The 12,947-nt window shown below is 41.6% G+C and carries 21 protein-coding genes; 20 read left to right on the top strand and 1 reads right to left on the bottom strand.

Going from position 1 to position 12,947, the window contains the following annotated elements:
* Window positions 1-204 (bottom strand): hypothetical protein (locus tag B0187_RS10330; protein ID WP_211272722.1); only part of this gene is annotated, 204 nt, incomplete at its 3' end.
* 41 nt (window positions 205-245) lie between these two features.
* Here B0187_RS10330 and B0187_RS09005 point away from each other — a divergent pair.
* From B0187_RS09005 to B0187_RS08910, 20 genes are all read left to right on the top strand, one after another.
* Entirely contained in the window at window positions 246-1,109 is an 864-nt protein-coding gene (locus B0187_RS09005) for a hypothetical protein (RefSeq protein ID WP_078237529.1), read from the top strand.
* 157 nt (window positions 1,110-1,266) lie between these two features.
* Window positions 1,267-3,219, top strand: coding sequence for a site-specific recombinase (locus B0187_RS09000; protein WP_078237528.1), 1,953 nt, complete (start codon window positions 1,267-1,269; stop codon window positions 3,217-3,219).
* Window positions 3,220-3,427: 208 nt separating this feature from the next.
* Complete coding sequence (gene rplN, locus B0187_RS08995) at window positions 3,428-3,799, top strand: 50S ribosomal protein L14 (protein ID WP_005619403.1); 372 nt, start codon at window positions 3,428-3,430, stop codon at window positions 3,797-3,799.
* 10 nt (window positions 3,800-3,809) lie between these two features.
* On the top strand, window positions 3,810-4,121 hold the full coding sequence (gene rplX / locus B0187_RS08990) for a 50S ribosomal protein L24 (protein ID WP_078237527.1): 312 nt from the start codon (window positions 3,810-3,812) through the stop codon (window positions 4,119-4,121).
* A 17-nt stretch (window positions 4,122-4,138) separates the two neighbouring features.
* Entirely contained in the window at window positions 4,139-4,678 is a 540-nt protein-coding gene (rplE, locus tag B0187_RS08985; protein ID WP_078237526.1) for a 50S ribosomal protein L5, read from the top strand.
* An 11-nt stretch (window positions 4,679-4,689) separates the two neighbouring features.
* Window positions 4,690-4,995: a 30S ribosomal protein S14 gene (gene rpsN, locus B0187_RS08980; protein WP_018652714.1), complete on the top strand. Its 306-nt coding sequence runs from the start codon at window positions 4,690-4,692 to the stop codon at window positions 4,993-4,995.
* A 36-nt stretch (window positions 4,996-5,031) separates the two neighbouring features.
* Window positions 5,032-5,424, top strand: a complete 393-nt coding sequence (gene rpsH / locus B0187_RS08975; RefSeq protein ID WP_018652715.1) for a 30S ribosomal protein S8 — start codon at window positions 5,032-5,034, stop codon at window positions 5,422-5,424.
* A 16-nt stretch (window positions 5,425-5,440) separates the two neighbouring features.
* Window positions 5,441-5,974, top strand: coding sequence for a 50S ribosomal protein L6 (gene rplF / locus B0187_RS08970; RefSeq protein ID WP_018652716.1), 534 nt, complete (start codon window positions 5,441-5,443; stop codon window positions 5,972-5,974).
* A gap of 14 nt (window positions 5,975-5,988) precedes the next feature.
* Complete coding sequence (gene rplR, locus B0187_RS08965; protein WP_078237525.1) at window positions 5,989-6,342, top strand: 50S ribosomal protein L18; 354 nt, start codon at window positions 5,989-5,991, stop codon at window positions 6,340-6,342.
* Window positions 6,343-6,356: 14 nt separating this feature from the next.
* Window positions 6,357-6,857 (top strand): 30S ribosomal protein S5, encoded by a 501-nt coding sequence (rpsE, locus tag B0187_RS08960; RefSeq protein ID WP_078237524.1) that lies wholly within the window; start codon window positions 6,357-6,359, stop codon window positions 6,855-6,857.
* Window positions 6,858-6,863: 6 nt separating this feature from the next.
* A complete protein-coding gene (gene rpmD / locus B0187_RS08955) occupies window positions 6,864-7,043 on the top strand; it encodes a 50S ribosomal protein L30 (protein ID WP_005599315.1) in 180 nt (59 codons plus the stop codon).
* A 4-nt stretch (window positions 7,044-7,047) separates the two neighbouring features.
* On the top strand, window positions 7,048-7,482 hold the full coding sequence (gene rplO / locus B0187_RS08950) for a 50S ribosomal protein L15 (protein WP_018652718.1): 435 nt from the start codon (window positions 7,048-7,050) through the stop codon (window positions 7,480-7,482).
* Between the two features lie 3 nt (window positions 7,483-7,485).
* Entirely contained in the window at window positions 7,486-8,808 is a 1,323-nt protein-coding gene (gene secY / locus B0187_RS08945; RefSeq protein WP_078237523.1) for a preprotein translocase subunit SecY, read from the top strand.
* 24 nt (window positions 8,809-8,832) lie between these two features.
* On the top strand, window positions 8,833-8,946 hold the full coding sequence (gene rpmJ, locus B0187_RS08940) for a 50S ribosomal protein L36 (RefSeq protein ID WP_078237522.1): 114 nt from the start codon (window positions 8,833-8,835) through the stop codon (window positions 8,944-8,946).
* A 133-nt stretch (window positions 8,947-9,079) separates the two neighbouring features.
* Window positions 9,080-9,436 (top strand): 30S ribosomal protein S13, encoded by a 357-nt coding sequence (gene rpsM, locus B0187_RS08935; RefSeq protein ID WP_005599322.1) that lies wholly within the window; start codon window positions 9,080-9,082, stop codon window positions 9,434-9,436.
* A gap of 16 nt (window positions 9,437-9,452) precedes the next feature.
* Complete coding sequence (rpsK, locus tag B0187_RS08930; protein ID WP_005705959.1) at window positions 9,453-9,842, top strand: 30S ribosomal protein S11; 390 nt, start codon at window positions 9,453-9,455, stop codon at window positions 9,840-9,842.
* Between the two features lie 28 nt (window positions 9,843-9,870).
* Window positions 9,871-10,497 carry a 30S ribosomal protein S4 gene (gene rpsD / locus B0187_RS08925; protein WP_078237521.1) on the top strand — a complete coding sequence of 209 codons (627 nt, stop codon included), beginning with the start codon at window positions 9,871-9,873 and terminating at the stop codon, window positions 10,495-10,497.
* 64 nt (window positions 10,498-10,561) lie between these two features.
* Window positions 10,562-11,551, top strand: coding sequence for a DNA-directed RNA polymerase subunit alpha (locus B0187_RS08920; RefSeq protein ID WP_078237520.1), 990 nt, complete (start codon window positions 10,562-10,564; stop codon window positions 11,549-11,551).
* Window positions 11,552-11,592: 41 nt separating this feature from the next.
* Window positions 11,593-11,973, top strand: a complete 381-nt coding sequence (gene rplQ, locus B0187_RS08915) for a 50S ribosomal protein L17 (RefSeq protein WP_078237519.1) — start codon at window positions 11,593-11,595, stop codon at window positions 11,971-11,973.
* A gap of 218 nt (window positions 11,974-12,191) precedes the next feature.
* Window positions 12,192-12,779 (top strand): FMN-dependent NADH-azoreductase, encoded by a 588-nt coding sequence (locus B0187_RS08910; RefSeq protein ID WP_078237518.1) that lies wholly within the window; start codon window positions 12,192-12,194, stop codon window positions 12,777-12,779.
* Window positions 12,780-12,947 lie beyond the last annotated feature (168 nt).

Below are 12,947 nucleotides of genomic sequence, written 5' to 3'. Positions count from 1 at the left end.
ATGCGAGGGGTTTTTTATTACTTTTACGCTATCCACCTTAATTACCCTAATACCAGAAATTTTTAAAAATCCCATCGCTTGCAGACCAAAGTAAAAGAAATAAAAAAGAAAAACCACTAAACTAAAAGGTGGTTTTTTTATATCAAAAATAAGCAATTTTTTATTTTTGCAAGGGATTATAATCCCTTTACTTGTTATTGACATAACAAGTAAACCAAGGCTGTTAAACTTTATCAAGGTATCGTATGAACATTTATCGTTACTTATCAAAATATACAATGAAATTTAAACATAATGATGAATTTATTGAAATTGCTCGTTATGGTTGGTCGAATGAAAGTCAAGAGGCTGCGATTGAACACGCAAAAAGCCGTTGTGCCGATGCAAAAATAAAAATTTTAGCAGGCGAAGAGTTTACGCGAGATGGACATTATTATTCTACGAGAAGAATTTATGAGCAGCCATTAGAATGGTTTGATGATTTAAATGTGATATACACTCGCAATAATTATAGTGCAACTTGTCTGAATGTTGAAGATGTAGTTATTTTAGATATTGATGATGCAGGCTTAGAAGCGGCAATTCCTAAAATAATGGAAAGAAAAGTGGTTGAGAGTAGTAATTGGTTAGCCAAGCTTTTTGGTGGTAAAAAGGTGGTAGAAGAAGAAAAATTATCTATTGAGACTTTAAAATTTTTAGAAAATAAATTTGACCATTTTATTCAAAATTACCCGAAAGCCACTTTTAATTTATATCGAACTTATGCAGGCTATCGTGTGATTGTTCTGCACGACACAATGAATGTCGATGATGAAAGATTGCCTACTTATTTTAATGAATTTTGGGTTGATTCATTATATCGAAAATTATGTTACAAACAGCGTTGTTTTCGGGCGAGATTAACTGCCAAACCTTGGCGAATGGCTGGAATGTCTCAGGGTTGGAAAGAGGTTATCACGCTTGAAAAATATGAAAAAGAAGCTCAAAACTATGCCGCTTGCCACTTTATCAAACAAATTGGCACAGCCCCAATCCACCCAAAAGTTGCCAAAGTGGTTGAATTGCACGATAACTTATCGAAAGCACATTCTCATTTACCCTTGGCATAAAGATTGCGGAATTTTAATCTAACTAACCCCTTGTAACGAGGGGTTTTTATTTTTCAAGCTAAAAATTTCTTAAATCCCCCGCTTGTTTTTCACTTTTTATTGCACCTATCCGCCCTTCGTTTGTCTATATTGCTTTTAGTTATAATGGGAGAGTGTTTTGTTAAAAATTGAAACGATACAATTAGAAGATTTTATCCAGCAACAGCTAGCTAATAATGATCCCTTTACTTTGTTAAACGGGTTGTTTAGTTGGTTAAAAGAGGAAAAAAACTCGGCGGATCGATTGGTTTTATTACGAGAAAAATTAGCTGAAAATCCTGAATTAGGCGAGCAGGTGGCGTTGTTGGTGGGGCGTTGGTTGTGTGAAATTCGGCTTTATCCGCTGTTGATTAGCGGTGGAATTTTGCCTCGCGAGGGCTTTGCCAGAGAGTTGAAAAATCGTCTCTATGAAAAAATTAACCCCTCGCCGAAAGATCCGAATGATTTGCGTGATGCGTTTTTCCGCTTTTTCTCGGCGGAAAATGATGGCAAGTGGCTGCAACAAACGTCCATTCGCCAATGGTATCTACTGATTAAGTTGCTCGGCGGTTATCTGCCCCTTGCCGATCGTGAACGGCTACGTTCCCATTTGTATAACGAGGGATTATTTGCGGTGGAAATGCTGGCGATTTGGGTCGCCGCCGAAGAACTTGAACCCGAATTGATGCGGCTTGATCCTTCGCTGTTGAATGCGGAATCGCCTTTTGTGGCATTGCAACGTGAGGTGGCGTTGTGGGTCAATGCACAACGGAAGCGAACCCCGTTTGACGATAGCCATTTGCAAGTGATGTTCGATCAATGTCAAACTCAAATTCAACGCTTGCATAAAAAAGGCACGACCGCAGGTTCGTCCCTCAATGTGGCGTATCTGTTGGAACGGCTACAACAAACCCTCGACCGTCTTGCCGAATTGATGGAAATTTTCGCCAACAAGCGGTTAAAAACCAGCAAAATTTTGCAACTGACCCGCACTTTTGCGGTGGCGAGTGCGGAACAGCACCACATTACGCCATTGTGGAAACAGAGTGCCAAAATGCTTTCGCGTAGCATTACCCAAAACACCAGCGATCACGGCGAACACTATATTTCACGCGATAAAAAAGAGTATTTTTCGATGTTCTTTTCTGCCGCAGGCGGTGGGGTGCTGATTGCGTTAATGGCGTTGTTCAAAATCTATTTGGGCGGTGTGATTGACGACAAGGTTTGGAAAGGCGTTGCTGAGGGGCTGAATTACGGTATTGGTTTTACCCTGATTTTTATGTTGCATTGCACGGTGGCGACCAAACAGCCTGCGATGACGGCGGCTCGCTTTGCCGAAGCGGTGGAACGCAATCCGCAGGGGCGAGCGGTGGATATGAAATTGGCACAACTATTGATGGATGTATTGCGTTCGCAAATGGTTGCGGTGTTGGGTAATGTGCTAATGGCGATCGGCGTGGCTGCTCTGATTGCAATGTTTTACGTTCGCTTTACCGCTCAACCTCTGCTGGATCAAGCAACCATTGATTATCAATTGGCGTCGATCAACCCTTTCGGTGGCACGCTTTGGTTTGCAGCGATTGCAGGTTTATGGCTATTCTGTTCGGGGATTATTTCGGGCTTTTTTGACAACCGCAGTAATTACCTCAACCTACGCCAACGGCTACGAGAACACCCGTTACTCAAACGCTTAATGGGCGAAGCCACGCGAACCAAATTTGCTGATTATTTCCACGATAATTATGGCTCAATAATGGGAAATCTCTGCTTTGGTTTACTGCTCGGTTTAACGGGCGTGGTCGGTTACCTCACGGGGCTGCCGCTTGATATTCGCCACGTGGCGTTCTCGTCAGCCAATGTCGGCTATGCGGTGGTGAGTGGATCGCTCGGCTGGGGGATTTTCTGGCAGAGTGTCGTGTTCGTCTTATTGATTGGGGTGGTAAATCTGATCGTCAGTTTTTCCCTCACCCTTTGGGTCGCTTTGCGTTCTCTCGACACAGAAATCGACAGCTGGAAAAACATTTTCAAATGCGTAGGCGAAATCGCCAAAAAACGCCCATTGAGTTTATTCTTCCCTGTGGAAAATAAATAGCAAAGGAAAAGCCCCAACTGTTTCGGGGCTTTTTGTTTTACCAATGCAAGCGGTGAGATTCGGTAAAATTTCCTTAAATCCCACCGCTTGTTCGTGCAAAAATCCCCTTGCATTGATTGCGGAAATTGTGGTAGTATTCGCACCCTACTTACATTGGGTAAGTAGGTTCGTCCCGTAAGGGTGTTTTTTAATTTAACGGAGCACTAATATGATCCAAGAACAGACTATGCTGGATGTTGCTGATAACTCAGGGGCTCGTAGCGTAATGTGTATCAAGGTTCTAGGTGGATCGCACCGTCGTTACGCTGCTATTGGCGACATTATCAAAGTTACCGTGAAAGAAGCAATTCCACGCGGTAAAGTGAAAAAAGGTGATGTGTTAAAAGCAGTTGTTGTGCGCACCAAGAAGGGTGTTCGTCGCCCAGATGGCTCAGTTATTCGTTTCGATGGTAACGCTTGTGTAATTTTAAACAATAACACTGAGCAACCAATCGGTACTCGTATTTTTGGACCTGTGACTCGTGAACTTCGTTCTGAGAAGTTTATGAAGATCATTTCATTAGCTCCAGAAGTACTGTAAGGGGAATGTAATGGCTGCTAAAATCCGTCAAAATGATGAAGTAATTGTTCTTACTGGTAAAGATAAGGGCAAACGTGGTAAGGTAACCAAAGTGTTACCAAACGGTAAAGTAATTGTTGAAGGTGTTAAAATCATCACTAAACACGAAAAACCAGTTCCTGCGTTAGGTAAAGCTGGTGGCTTAGTGAAGAAAGAAGCGGCGATTGATGCGTCAAACGTTGCGATTTTCAACCCGAAAACAAACAAAGCTGACCGTGTAGGTTTTAGATTCGAAGACGGCAAAAAAGTACGTTTCTTCAAATCTAATAATGAAATTATTTAATTAACTGGAGTAATGCGATGGCGAAACTGCATGATTACTACAGAGATACAGTAGTGAATGAATTGAAAGCAAAATTCAACTACTCATCTGTCATGCAAGTCCCACGAATCGAAAAGATTACCCTGAATATGGGTGTGGGTGAAGCATTGACCGATAAGAAACTTTTAGATAACGCAGTAGCGGATCTAACAGCAATTAGCGGTCAGAAACCTTTAATTACCAAAGCGCGCAAATCTGTTGCAGGCTTTAAAATCCGTCAGGGATATCCAATCGGATGTAAAGTAACCCTACGTGGCGAACGTATGTGGGAATTCTTTGAAAGATTGATTTCTATCGCTGTTCCACGTATCCGTGACTTCCGCGGTTTAAGTGCGAAGTCATTCGATGGTCGTGGTAATTACAGTATGGGTGTTCGTGAGCAAATCATTTTCCCTGAAATCGACTACGATAAAGTAGATCGTGTGCGTGGTTTAGATATTACTATCACCACCTCAGCGAAAACTGATGAAGAAGGTCAAGCTTTATTAGCGGCTTTCAATTTCCCATTCCGTAAATAAGGTAGGTTATCGTGGCAAAACAATCAATGATTGCACGTGATGTTAAACGTGCTAAGTTAGCTGATAAATTCTACGCTAAACGTGAAGAGTTGAAGAAAATCATCTCTGATGTAAATTCTTCTGATGAAGATCGTTGGAATGCTGTTTTAAAATTACAAACACTTCCACGTGATTCAAGCCCAAGCCGTCAGCGTAATCGTTGCCGCCAAACTGGTCGTCCACACGGTGTACTTCGTAAGTTTGGTTTAAGCCGTATTAAGGTTCGTGAAGCCGCTATGCGTGGCGAGATCCCGGGTCTTAAGAAAGCAAGCTGGTAATAACCTCTTTTAATTTGGAATCATGGGAGTAAATCTATGAGCATGCAAGATCCAATCGCAGATATGCTGACTCGTATTCGTAACGGTCAAGCTGCGAATAAAGTTGCGATCAGTATGCCTTCATCTAAGTTAAAAGTTGCTATTGCAAAAGTTTTAGCTGACGAAGGTTATGTTGAAAGCATCAAAGTTGTTGAAGGTGTAAAACCTGAATTGGAAATCACTTTAAAATATTTCCAAAACAAACCGGTTGTAGAAAGCATCCAACGTGTAAGCCGTCCTGGTCTTCGTATTTACAAACGTAAAGACGAATTACCAAAAGTAATGGGTGGTTTAGGTATCGCTGTTGTTTCTACATCGAAAGGTGTAATGACCGACCGTGCTGCGCGTCAAGCAGGATTGGGCGGTGAAATTATCTGTTACGTAGCATAATAGAGAGGTAGGAAGAATGTCTCGTGTTGCAAAAGCACCTGTTAATATTCCTGCCGGTGTTGAAGTAAAACTCAACGGTCAGCTATTAACAGTTAAAGGTAAAAACGGCGAGTTATCTCGTACAATTCATAATGCAGTTGAAGTAAATCACGAAGCGAACGCATTAACTTTCGCACCACGTGCTGGTGTTGCTAATGCAGATGCACAAGCAGGTACTGCTCGTGCACTTGTTAATGCTATGGTTATCGGTGTTACAGAAGGCTTTACTAAGAAATTGCAGTTGGTGGGTGTTGGTTATAGAGCACAAATGAAAGGTAACGTAGTTGCTTTAAGTTTAGGTTTCTCACACCCTGTTGAGCATACGTTGCCAGCTGGTGTAACTGGTGAATGTCCATCTCAAACAGAAATTATTCTTAAGAGTGCGGACAAACAGTTAATCGGTCAAGTTGCAGCGGATATTCGTGCATATCGCCGTCCTGAACCTTATAAAGGTAAAGGTGTACGCTACGCTGATGAAGTGGTGCGTACAAAAGAGGCTAAGAAAAAGTAAAGTAAGGTAACACTATGGATAAGAAAGTAGCTCGTATCCGTCGTGCAACCCGTGCACGTCATTTAATGAGAGAGCAAGGTGCAACCCGTTTGGTTGTGCATCGCACACCTCGCCATATCTATGCGCAGGTTATTGCACCTAACGGCTCAGAAGTACTAGCAGCAGCTTCAACTGTTGAGAAAGTAATTAGAGAGCAAGTTAAATATACTGGTAATAAAGACGCAGCAGCAGTAGTTGGTAAACTCGTTGCAGAGCGTGCTTTATCAAAAGGTATTCAAGCGGTTGCTTTCGATCGTTCTGGTTTCAAATACCACGGTCGTGTGCAATCATTGGCAGATGCTGCTCGTGAAGCTGGTCTTCAGTTCTAATAGAGGAATTTGAGATGTCAAACATCGAAAAACAAGCTGGTGAACTGCAGGAAAAGCTAATCGCGGTTAACCGTGTATCTAAAACCGTAAAAGGTGGTCGTATTATGAGCTTCACCGCTTTAACAGTGGTAGGCGATGGTAACGGTCGTGTAGGTTTTGGTTACGGTAAAGCTCGTGAAGTTCCAGCAGCTATCCAAAAAGCGATGGAAAAAGCACGTCGCAATATGATCAATGTCGCTTTAAAAGACGGTACATTACAACACCCAGTTAAAGGTTCACACACAGGTTCACGCGTATTTATGCAACCAGCAAGCGAAGGTACAGGTATCATCGCAGGTGGTGCAATGCGTGCAGTGTTAGAAGTGGCTGGTGTTCACAACGTTCTTTCAAAAGCGTATGGTTCAACTAACCCAATTAACGTTGTTCGTGCAACTATTGATGCACTTGCAAATATGAAATCACCTGAAATGGTTGCTGCGAAACGTGGTAAAACCGTTGAAGAAATTTTGGGGTAATTGAATATGGCAAAAACAATCAAAGTAACTCAAACTCGTAGCTCTATCGCTCGTTTACCGAAACATAAAGCAACGTTAAAAGGCTTAGGTCTTCGTCATATTCGACACACAGTAGAGTTGATCGATACCCCAGCAGTGCGTGGTATGATCAATCAAGTTTCATATATGGTTAAGGTTGAGGAGTAATAGAATGCGTTTAAATTCTCTATCCCCAGCTGAAGGTGCTAAGCACAGTGCTAAACGCTTAGGTCGTGGTATCGGTTCTGGTGTTGGTAAAACTGGTGGTCGTGGTCATAAAGGTCAAAAATCTCGTACAGGTGGCGGTGTTCGTCGTGGTTTCGAGGGTGGTCAAATGCCTTTATACCGTCGTTTGCCAAAATTTGGTTTTACTTCACTAAAATCATTGCACACAGCTGAAATTCGCTTAAACGACTTAGCGAAAGTAGAAGGCAACGAAGTAACCTTAGATTCACTTAAAGCAGCTAACGTTATTACCAAAGATATTTTATCAGCAAAAGTTATTCTTGCAGGTAAAATTGAAAAAGCAGTAGTAGTGAAAGGCTTACGTGCAACTAAGGGTGCAAAAGCTGCGATTGAAGCAGCCGGTGGCTCTATCGAGGAATAATAAATGGCAAAGCAACCAGGGTACCAAGGTAGTACACAAAAAGGGACTGGCGAGCTTAAATCAAGATTACTATTTGTTTTAGGTGCGTTAATCGTTTTCCGTATCGGTTCTTTTATACCTGTTCCTGGCATTGATGCTTCTGTTTTATCCGAGTTAGTTAAACAACAACAAGGCACCATCATTGATATGTTCAATATGTTCTCTGGTGGTGCTTTGAGTCGAGCCTCTATATTTGCCTTAGGTATTATGCCTTATATTTCGGCGTCAATTATTATTCAATTATTGACCGCCATTCATCCCGCTCTCGCTGAATTGAAAAAAGAAGGCGAAGCAGGACGTAGAAAAATTAGCAAATATACGCGTTATGCGACTTTGTTATTAGCATTTATTCAGTCTATTGGTATTTCATTAGCCCTTCCGAATATGATACAAGGATTAGTACCTAATCCAAGTATGCTATTCTATATCACCTCAGTAGTTAGTTTAGTAACAGGTACAATGTTCCTAATGTGGCTTGGTGAACAAATCACTGAACGTGGCATTGGTAACGGTATCTCACTAATTATCTTCGCAGGGATTGTTGCAGATTTACCCGCAACAATTGGGCAAACAATTGAACAAGCAAGACAAGGTGAGATCTCATTCCTTGTATTGTTACTAGTAGCGATTATTGCATTTGCGGTAACATATTTCGTTGTTTTCGTAGAACGTGGACAAAGAAGAATCGTGGTAAATTACGCAAGTCGTCAGCAAGGAAGAATGATGGCCCCTGCGAGATCATCTCATTTACCACTTAAAGTAAATATGGCTGGTGTTATTCCTGCTATCTTTGCTTCAAGTATTATCCTTTTCCCAGCAACCATTACCCAATGGTTCGGGCAAAGTGAAGGTTTTGAATGGTTATTTGATTTATCACAACTATTGCAACCAGGACAACCACTTTACATCGTATTATTCACGATGGCAGTGATTTTCTTTGCTTTCTTTTATGCAGGAATGCAGTATAATCCACGCGATACAGCGGATAATTTGAAGAAATCAGGTGCGTTTGTACCAGGTTATCGACCAGGCGAGCAAACATCTCGTTATATTGATAAAGTAATGACTCGCATTACCTTAATCGGTGCGTTATATATTACTTTTGTTTGTTTGGTTCCTTACATCATTACATCATTATGGAAAGTGCCGTTCCAACTTGGTGGCACATCATTATTGATTGTAGTGGTAGTGATTATGGATTTCATCGCACAAGTGCAAAGCCACTTAATGTCATTACAATATGACTCTGTGTTGAAGAAAGCCAATTTGAAAGGCTTAGGGCAATAGCCCTTAGATCAAAAAGGATAAGCAATGAAAGTTCGTGCTTCAGTTAAGAAATTATGCCGTAACTGTAAAGTTGTTAAACGTGAAGGTGTTGTTCGCGTAATTTGTAGCGAACCTAAACATAAACAACGTCAAGGTTAATCATTCTTTCTTGCAAAGAACCCGCTGAGCAGGTATACTGCTCAGCTCATTCGTCCTGATATGCTGTTTGAGTATCCTGAAACGGGCTTTTCAAGATCAGCATATCATTAACTTTAAATAATAGGAGTGCATAGTGGCCCGTATTGCAGGCATTAACATTCCTGATCAAAAACATACTGTAATCGCATTAACTGCTATTTATGGTATCGGTAAAACTCGTGCAAAAGCAATCTGTGCTGCAACGGGTATTGCTGAGGATGTAAAGATCAGAGAATTGTCTGAAGAGCAGATTGAAAAACTGCGTGAAGAAGTTGGTAAATTTACTGTCGAAGGTGATTTACGTCGTGAAGTAACTTTAAGCATCAAACGTCTATTAGACTTAGGCTGCTACCGTGGTTTACGTCATCGTCGTAGTTTACCAGTACGTGGTCAACGTACTAAGACTAATGCACGTACCCGTAAGGGTCCACGCAAACCGATCAAAAAATAATCGGAGTAAATAAATAATGGCTAAAACACCAGTTCGTGCACGTAAACGTGTAAAAAAACAGATTGCAGATGGCGTAGCACATATCCACGCCTCTTTCAATAACACCATCGTAACGATTACCGACCGTCAAGGTAACGCTCTTGCTTGGGCAACCGCAGGTGGTTCAGGTTTCCGTGGTTCTCGTAAATCAACCCCATTTGCTGCACAGGTTGCCGCTGAGCGTTGTGCTGAAATGGTTAAAGAGTTTGGTTTAAAGAATTTGGAAGTTATGGTTAAAGGTCCGGGTCCAGGTCGTGAATCAACAATCCGTGCATTAAACGCCGCGGGTTTCCGTATCACGAACATTACTGACGTAACCCCGATTCCTCATAACGGTTGTCGTCCACCGAAAAAACGTCGTGTTTAATTGACGTTAGGATTATTGGAGAAAGAAAATGGCAAGATATTTGGGTCCAAAGCTCAAGCTAAGCCGTCGTGAAGGTACTGATTTATTCCTTAAATCAGGCGTTCGTGCGATCGAATCAAAATGTAGAAATCGTCTTGATGTAGCACCAGGTCAGCACGGTGCTCGTAAGCCACGTTTATCTGACTACGGTAGTCAGTTACGTGAAAAACAAAAAGTTCGCCGTATCTACGGTATCTTAGAGCGTCAATTCCGCAACTATTATACCGAAGCTAACCGCTTGAAAGGTAATACAGGTGAGAACTTATTAGTATTATTAGAAGGTCGTTTAGACAACGTAGTTTACCGTATGGGCTTTGCGGCAACACGTGCAGAAGCACGTCAGCTTGTAAGCCACAAATCAATCGTGGTAAATGGTCGTGTAGTAAATATTCCTTCATTCCAAGTTTCTGTTGATGATGTAGTAGCTGTTCGTGAGAAATCTAAAAAACAAGCTCGTATTAAAGCATCATTAGAATTAGCAACTCAACGTGAAAAACCAACTTGGTTAGAAGTTGATACCGCTAAAATGGAAGGTGTGTTTAAACGTACACCGGAACGCTCTGACTTATCAGCAGATATCAATGAACATCTGATCGTTGAGCTTTACTCTAAATAATAGCTAGTTTTCAAAACTTATATTATTTGCAGTCGATAGAGCTTAAAAACAAAGAGAGGATAAAATGCAGGGTTCTGTGACAGAATTTTTAAAGCCGCACTTAGTGAACATTGAACAAATCAGTTCAACTCACGCAAAAGTGACCCTAGAACCGTTAGAACGTGGTTTCGGACATACATTAGGTAACGCACTTCGTCGCATTTTACTTTCGTCAATGCCAGGTTGTGCAGTAACAGAAGTTGAAATTGATGGTGTATTACACGAATACAGCAGCAAGGAAGGCGTTCAAGAAGATATTCTTGAAGTATTGTTAAACCTCAAAGGTCTAGCGGTAAAAGTGCAAAACAAAGATGATGTTGTTTTGACACTTAACAAATCTGGAATTGGCCCTGTGCTTGCAGGCGACATTACACACGATGGTGATGTTGAAATTGTGAATCCTGATCACGTTATCTGTAACTTAACGGATAAAAACGCATCAATCAATATGCGTATCCGAGTGCAACGTGGTCGTGGTTATGTACCAGCATCAGCCCGTGTACACAGCCAAGATGATGATCGTCCTATCGGTCGTTTACTCGTAGATGCACGTTTCAGCCCAGTAGATCGCATTTCTTATAATGTGGAAGCGGCGCGTGTTGAACAACGTACAGACTTAGATAAACTCATCATCGAGATGGAAACCAATGGAACAATTGATCCAGAAGAAGCCATCCGCCGTGCAGCAACGATTTTAGCAGAGCAATTAGAAGCATTCGTAGATTTACGTGATGTTCGTCAGCCAGAAGTTAAGGAAGAGAAGCCAGAGTTCGATCCGATCCTACTTCGTCCTGTTGATGACTTAGAGCTGACTGTTCGTTCTGCTAACTGTTTGAAAGCAGAGACAATTCACTATATCGGTGATTTAGTACAACGCACAGAAGTTGAGCTATTAAAAACACCTAACCTCGGTAAGAAATCACTTACAGAGATCAAAGACGTGTTGGCTCAACGTGGTTTATCACTAGGTATGCGTCTTGAAAATTGGCCCCCAGCAAGCATCGCTGAGGACTAATTCGCAAGTCAGTCAATAGATTTTCTAAGAAGGAATAGGTTATGCGCCATCGTAAGAGTGGACGTCAATTAAACCGTAACAGCAGCCATCGCCAAGCGATGTTCCGCAATATGGCAAGTTCTTTGGTTGAACACGAAATCATCAAAACTACTTTGCCAAAAGCGAAAGAGTTACGCCGTGTAGTTGAACCGTTAATTACATTAGCAAAAGTTGATAGCGTAGCAAATCGCCGTTTAGCTTTCGCTCGTACACGCAACGTTGATACCGTTGCTAAATTATTCAATGAATTAGGTCCACGTTTTGCACAACGTGCGGGTGGTTATACTCGTATCTTAAAATGTGGTTTCCGTGCAGGCGACAACGCACCAATGGCTTACATTGAATTAGTTGATCGTCCAGAAGTTGCACAAGCAGCAGAATAATTTAAACGATCTCAAAAAAGCCCGATAGTTCTATCGGGCTTTTTTATTTTTAATTTAAAAACCACCGTCTATGAAGGTGGTTTTTTACTGGAAATTTGGGGTAAACCCACCGCTTGCGATTGTTGCATTATCGTGAACACTCTTTTCACATTTGGCTGATTTATTTCCTTTTTGAAAACCATTAAACTACGCCTGTTTTTAATTTCCTGAGGTTTCAAATGAAAAACGTATTAGTTTTAAAATCCAGCATTTTAGCGGCAAATTCACAATCCAATCAGCTCGTTGATTATTTCGTCAAACAGTTATCTGCCAATGTTACCGAGCGTGATTTCGGGGCAAATCCGTTGCCTTATTACGATCTCAACGCCGCCACAGGCACACGCGGCACGCCAGAAACGGTAGAGCAGCACGCTGCTTTGGCTCTTTCCAATGAATTGATCGGCGAAGTGAACAACAGCGATTTGCTCGTGTTCGGCGTGCCGATGTACAACTTAGGCATTCCAGCTCAATTAAAAACCTACATCGATTTCCTCAACCGTGCGGGCGTAACTTTCCGCTATACGGAAAACGGCCCAGAGGGCTTGATTAAGGGCAAAAAAGCGGTGGTAATCCTTTCTTCGGGCGGTTTCTACAAAGACACCGCAATCGACCTCGCCAAAGGCTATATGCAAGCGGTGTTAAACTTCATCGGCATTACCGATGTGCAATTCGTTTATGCGGAAGGCATTGGTTTTGGTGCAGAAGCGATTGAAAAAGCCCAAACCGCTGCCAAAGCGGAATTGGATCAGATCGCAAAAAACCTATAAAATCAAAAAAATTAAAACGAACGCTTCACTATTTTAAAAAATAACGAAGCGTTCGTTTTTTGTTAGAATAGTAAAATTTTTATTTGCTATTTTTTCAAAAAAATTATAATAGAGGCATTGTGTTATAATTTTATAGGACTATCATAATGCCAACCAACCAACCAACCA

The sequence above is a fragment of the Haemophilus paracuniculus genome (genome assembly GCF_002015115.1).
GTDB lineage: Bacteria > Pseudomonadota > Gammaproteobacteria > Enterobacterales > Pasteurellaceae > Haemophilus_E > Haemophilus_E paracuniculus.
Note: the sequence above shows the minus strand (reverse complement) of the source record. Positions and strands in the feature narration are given on the sequence as shown.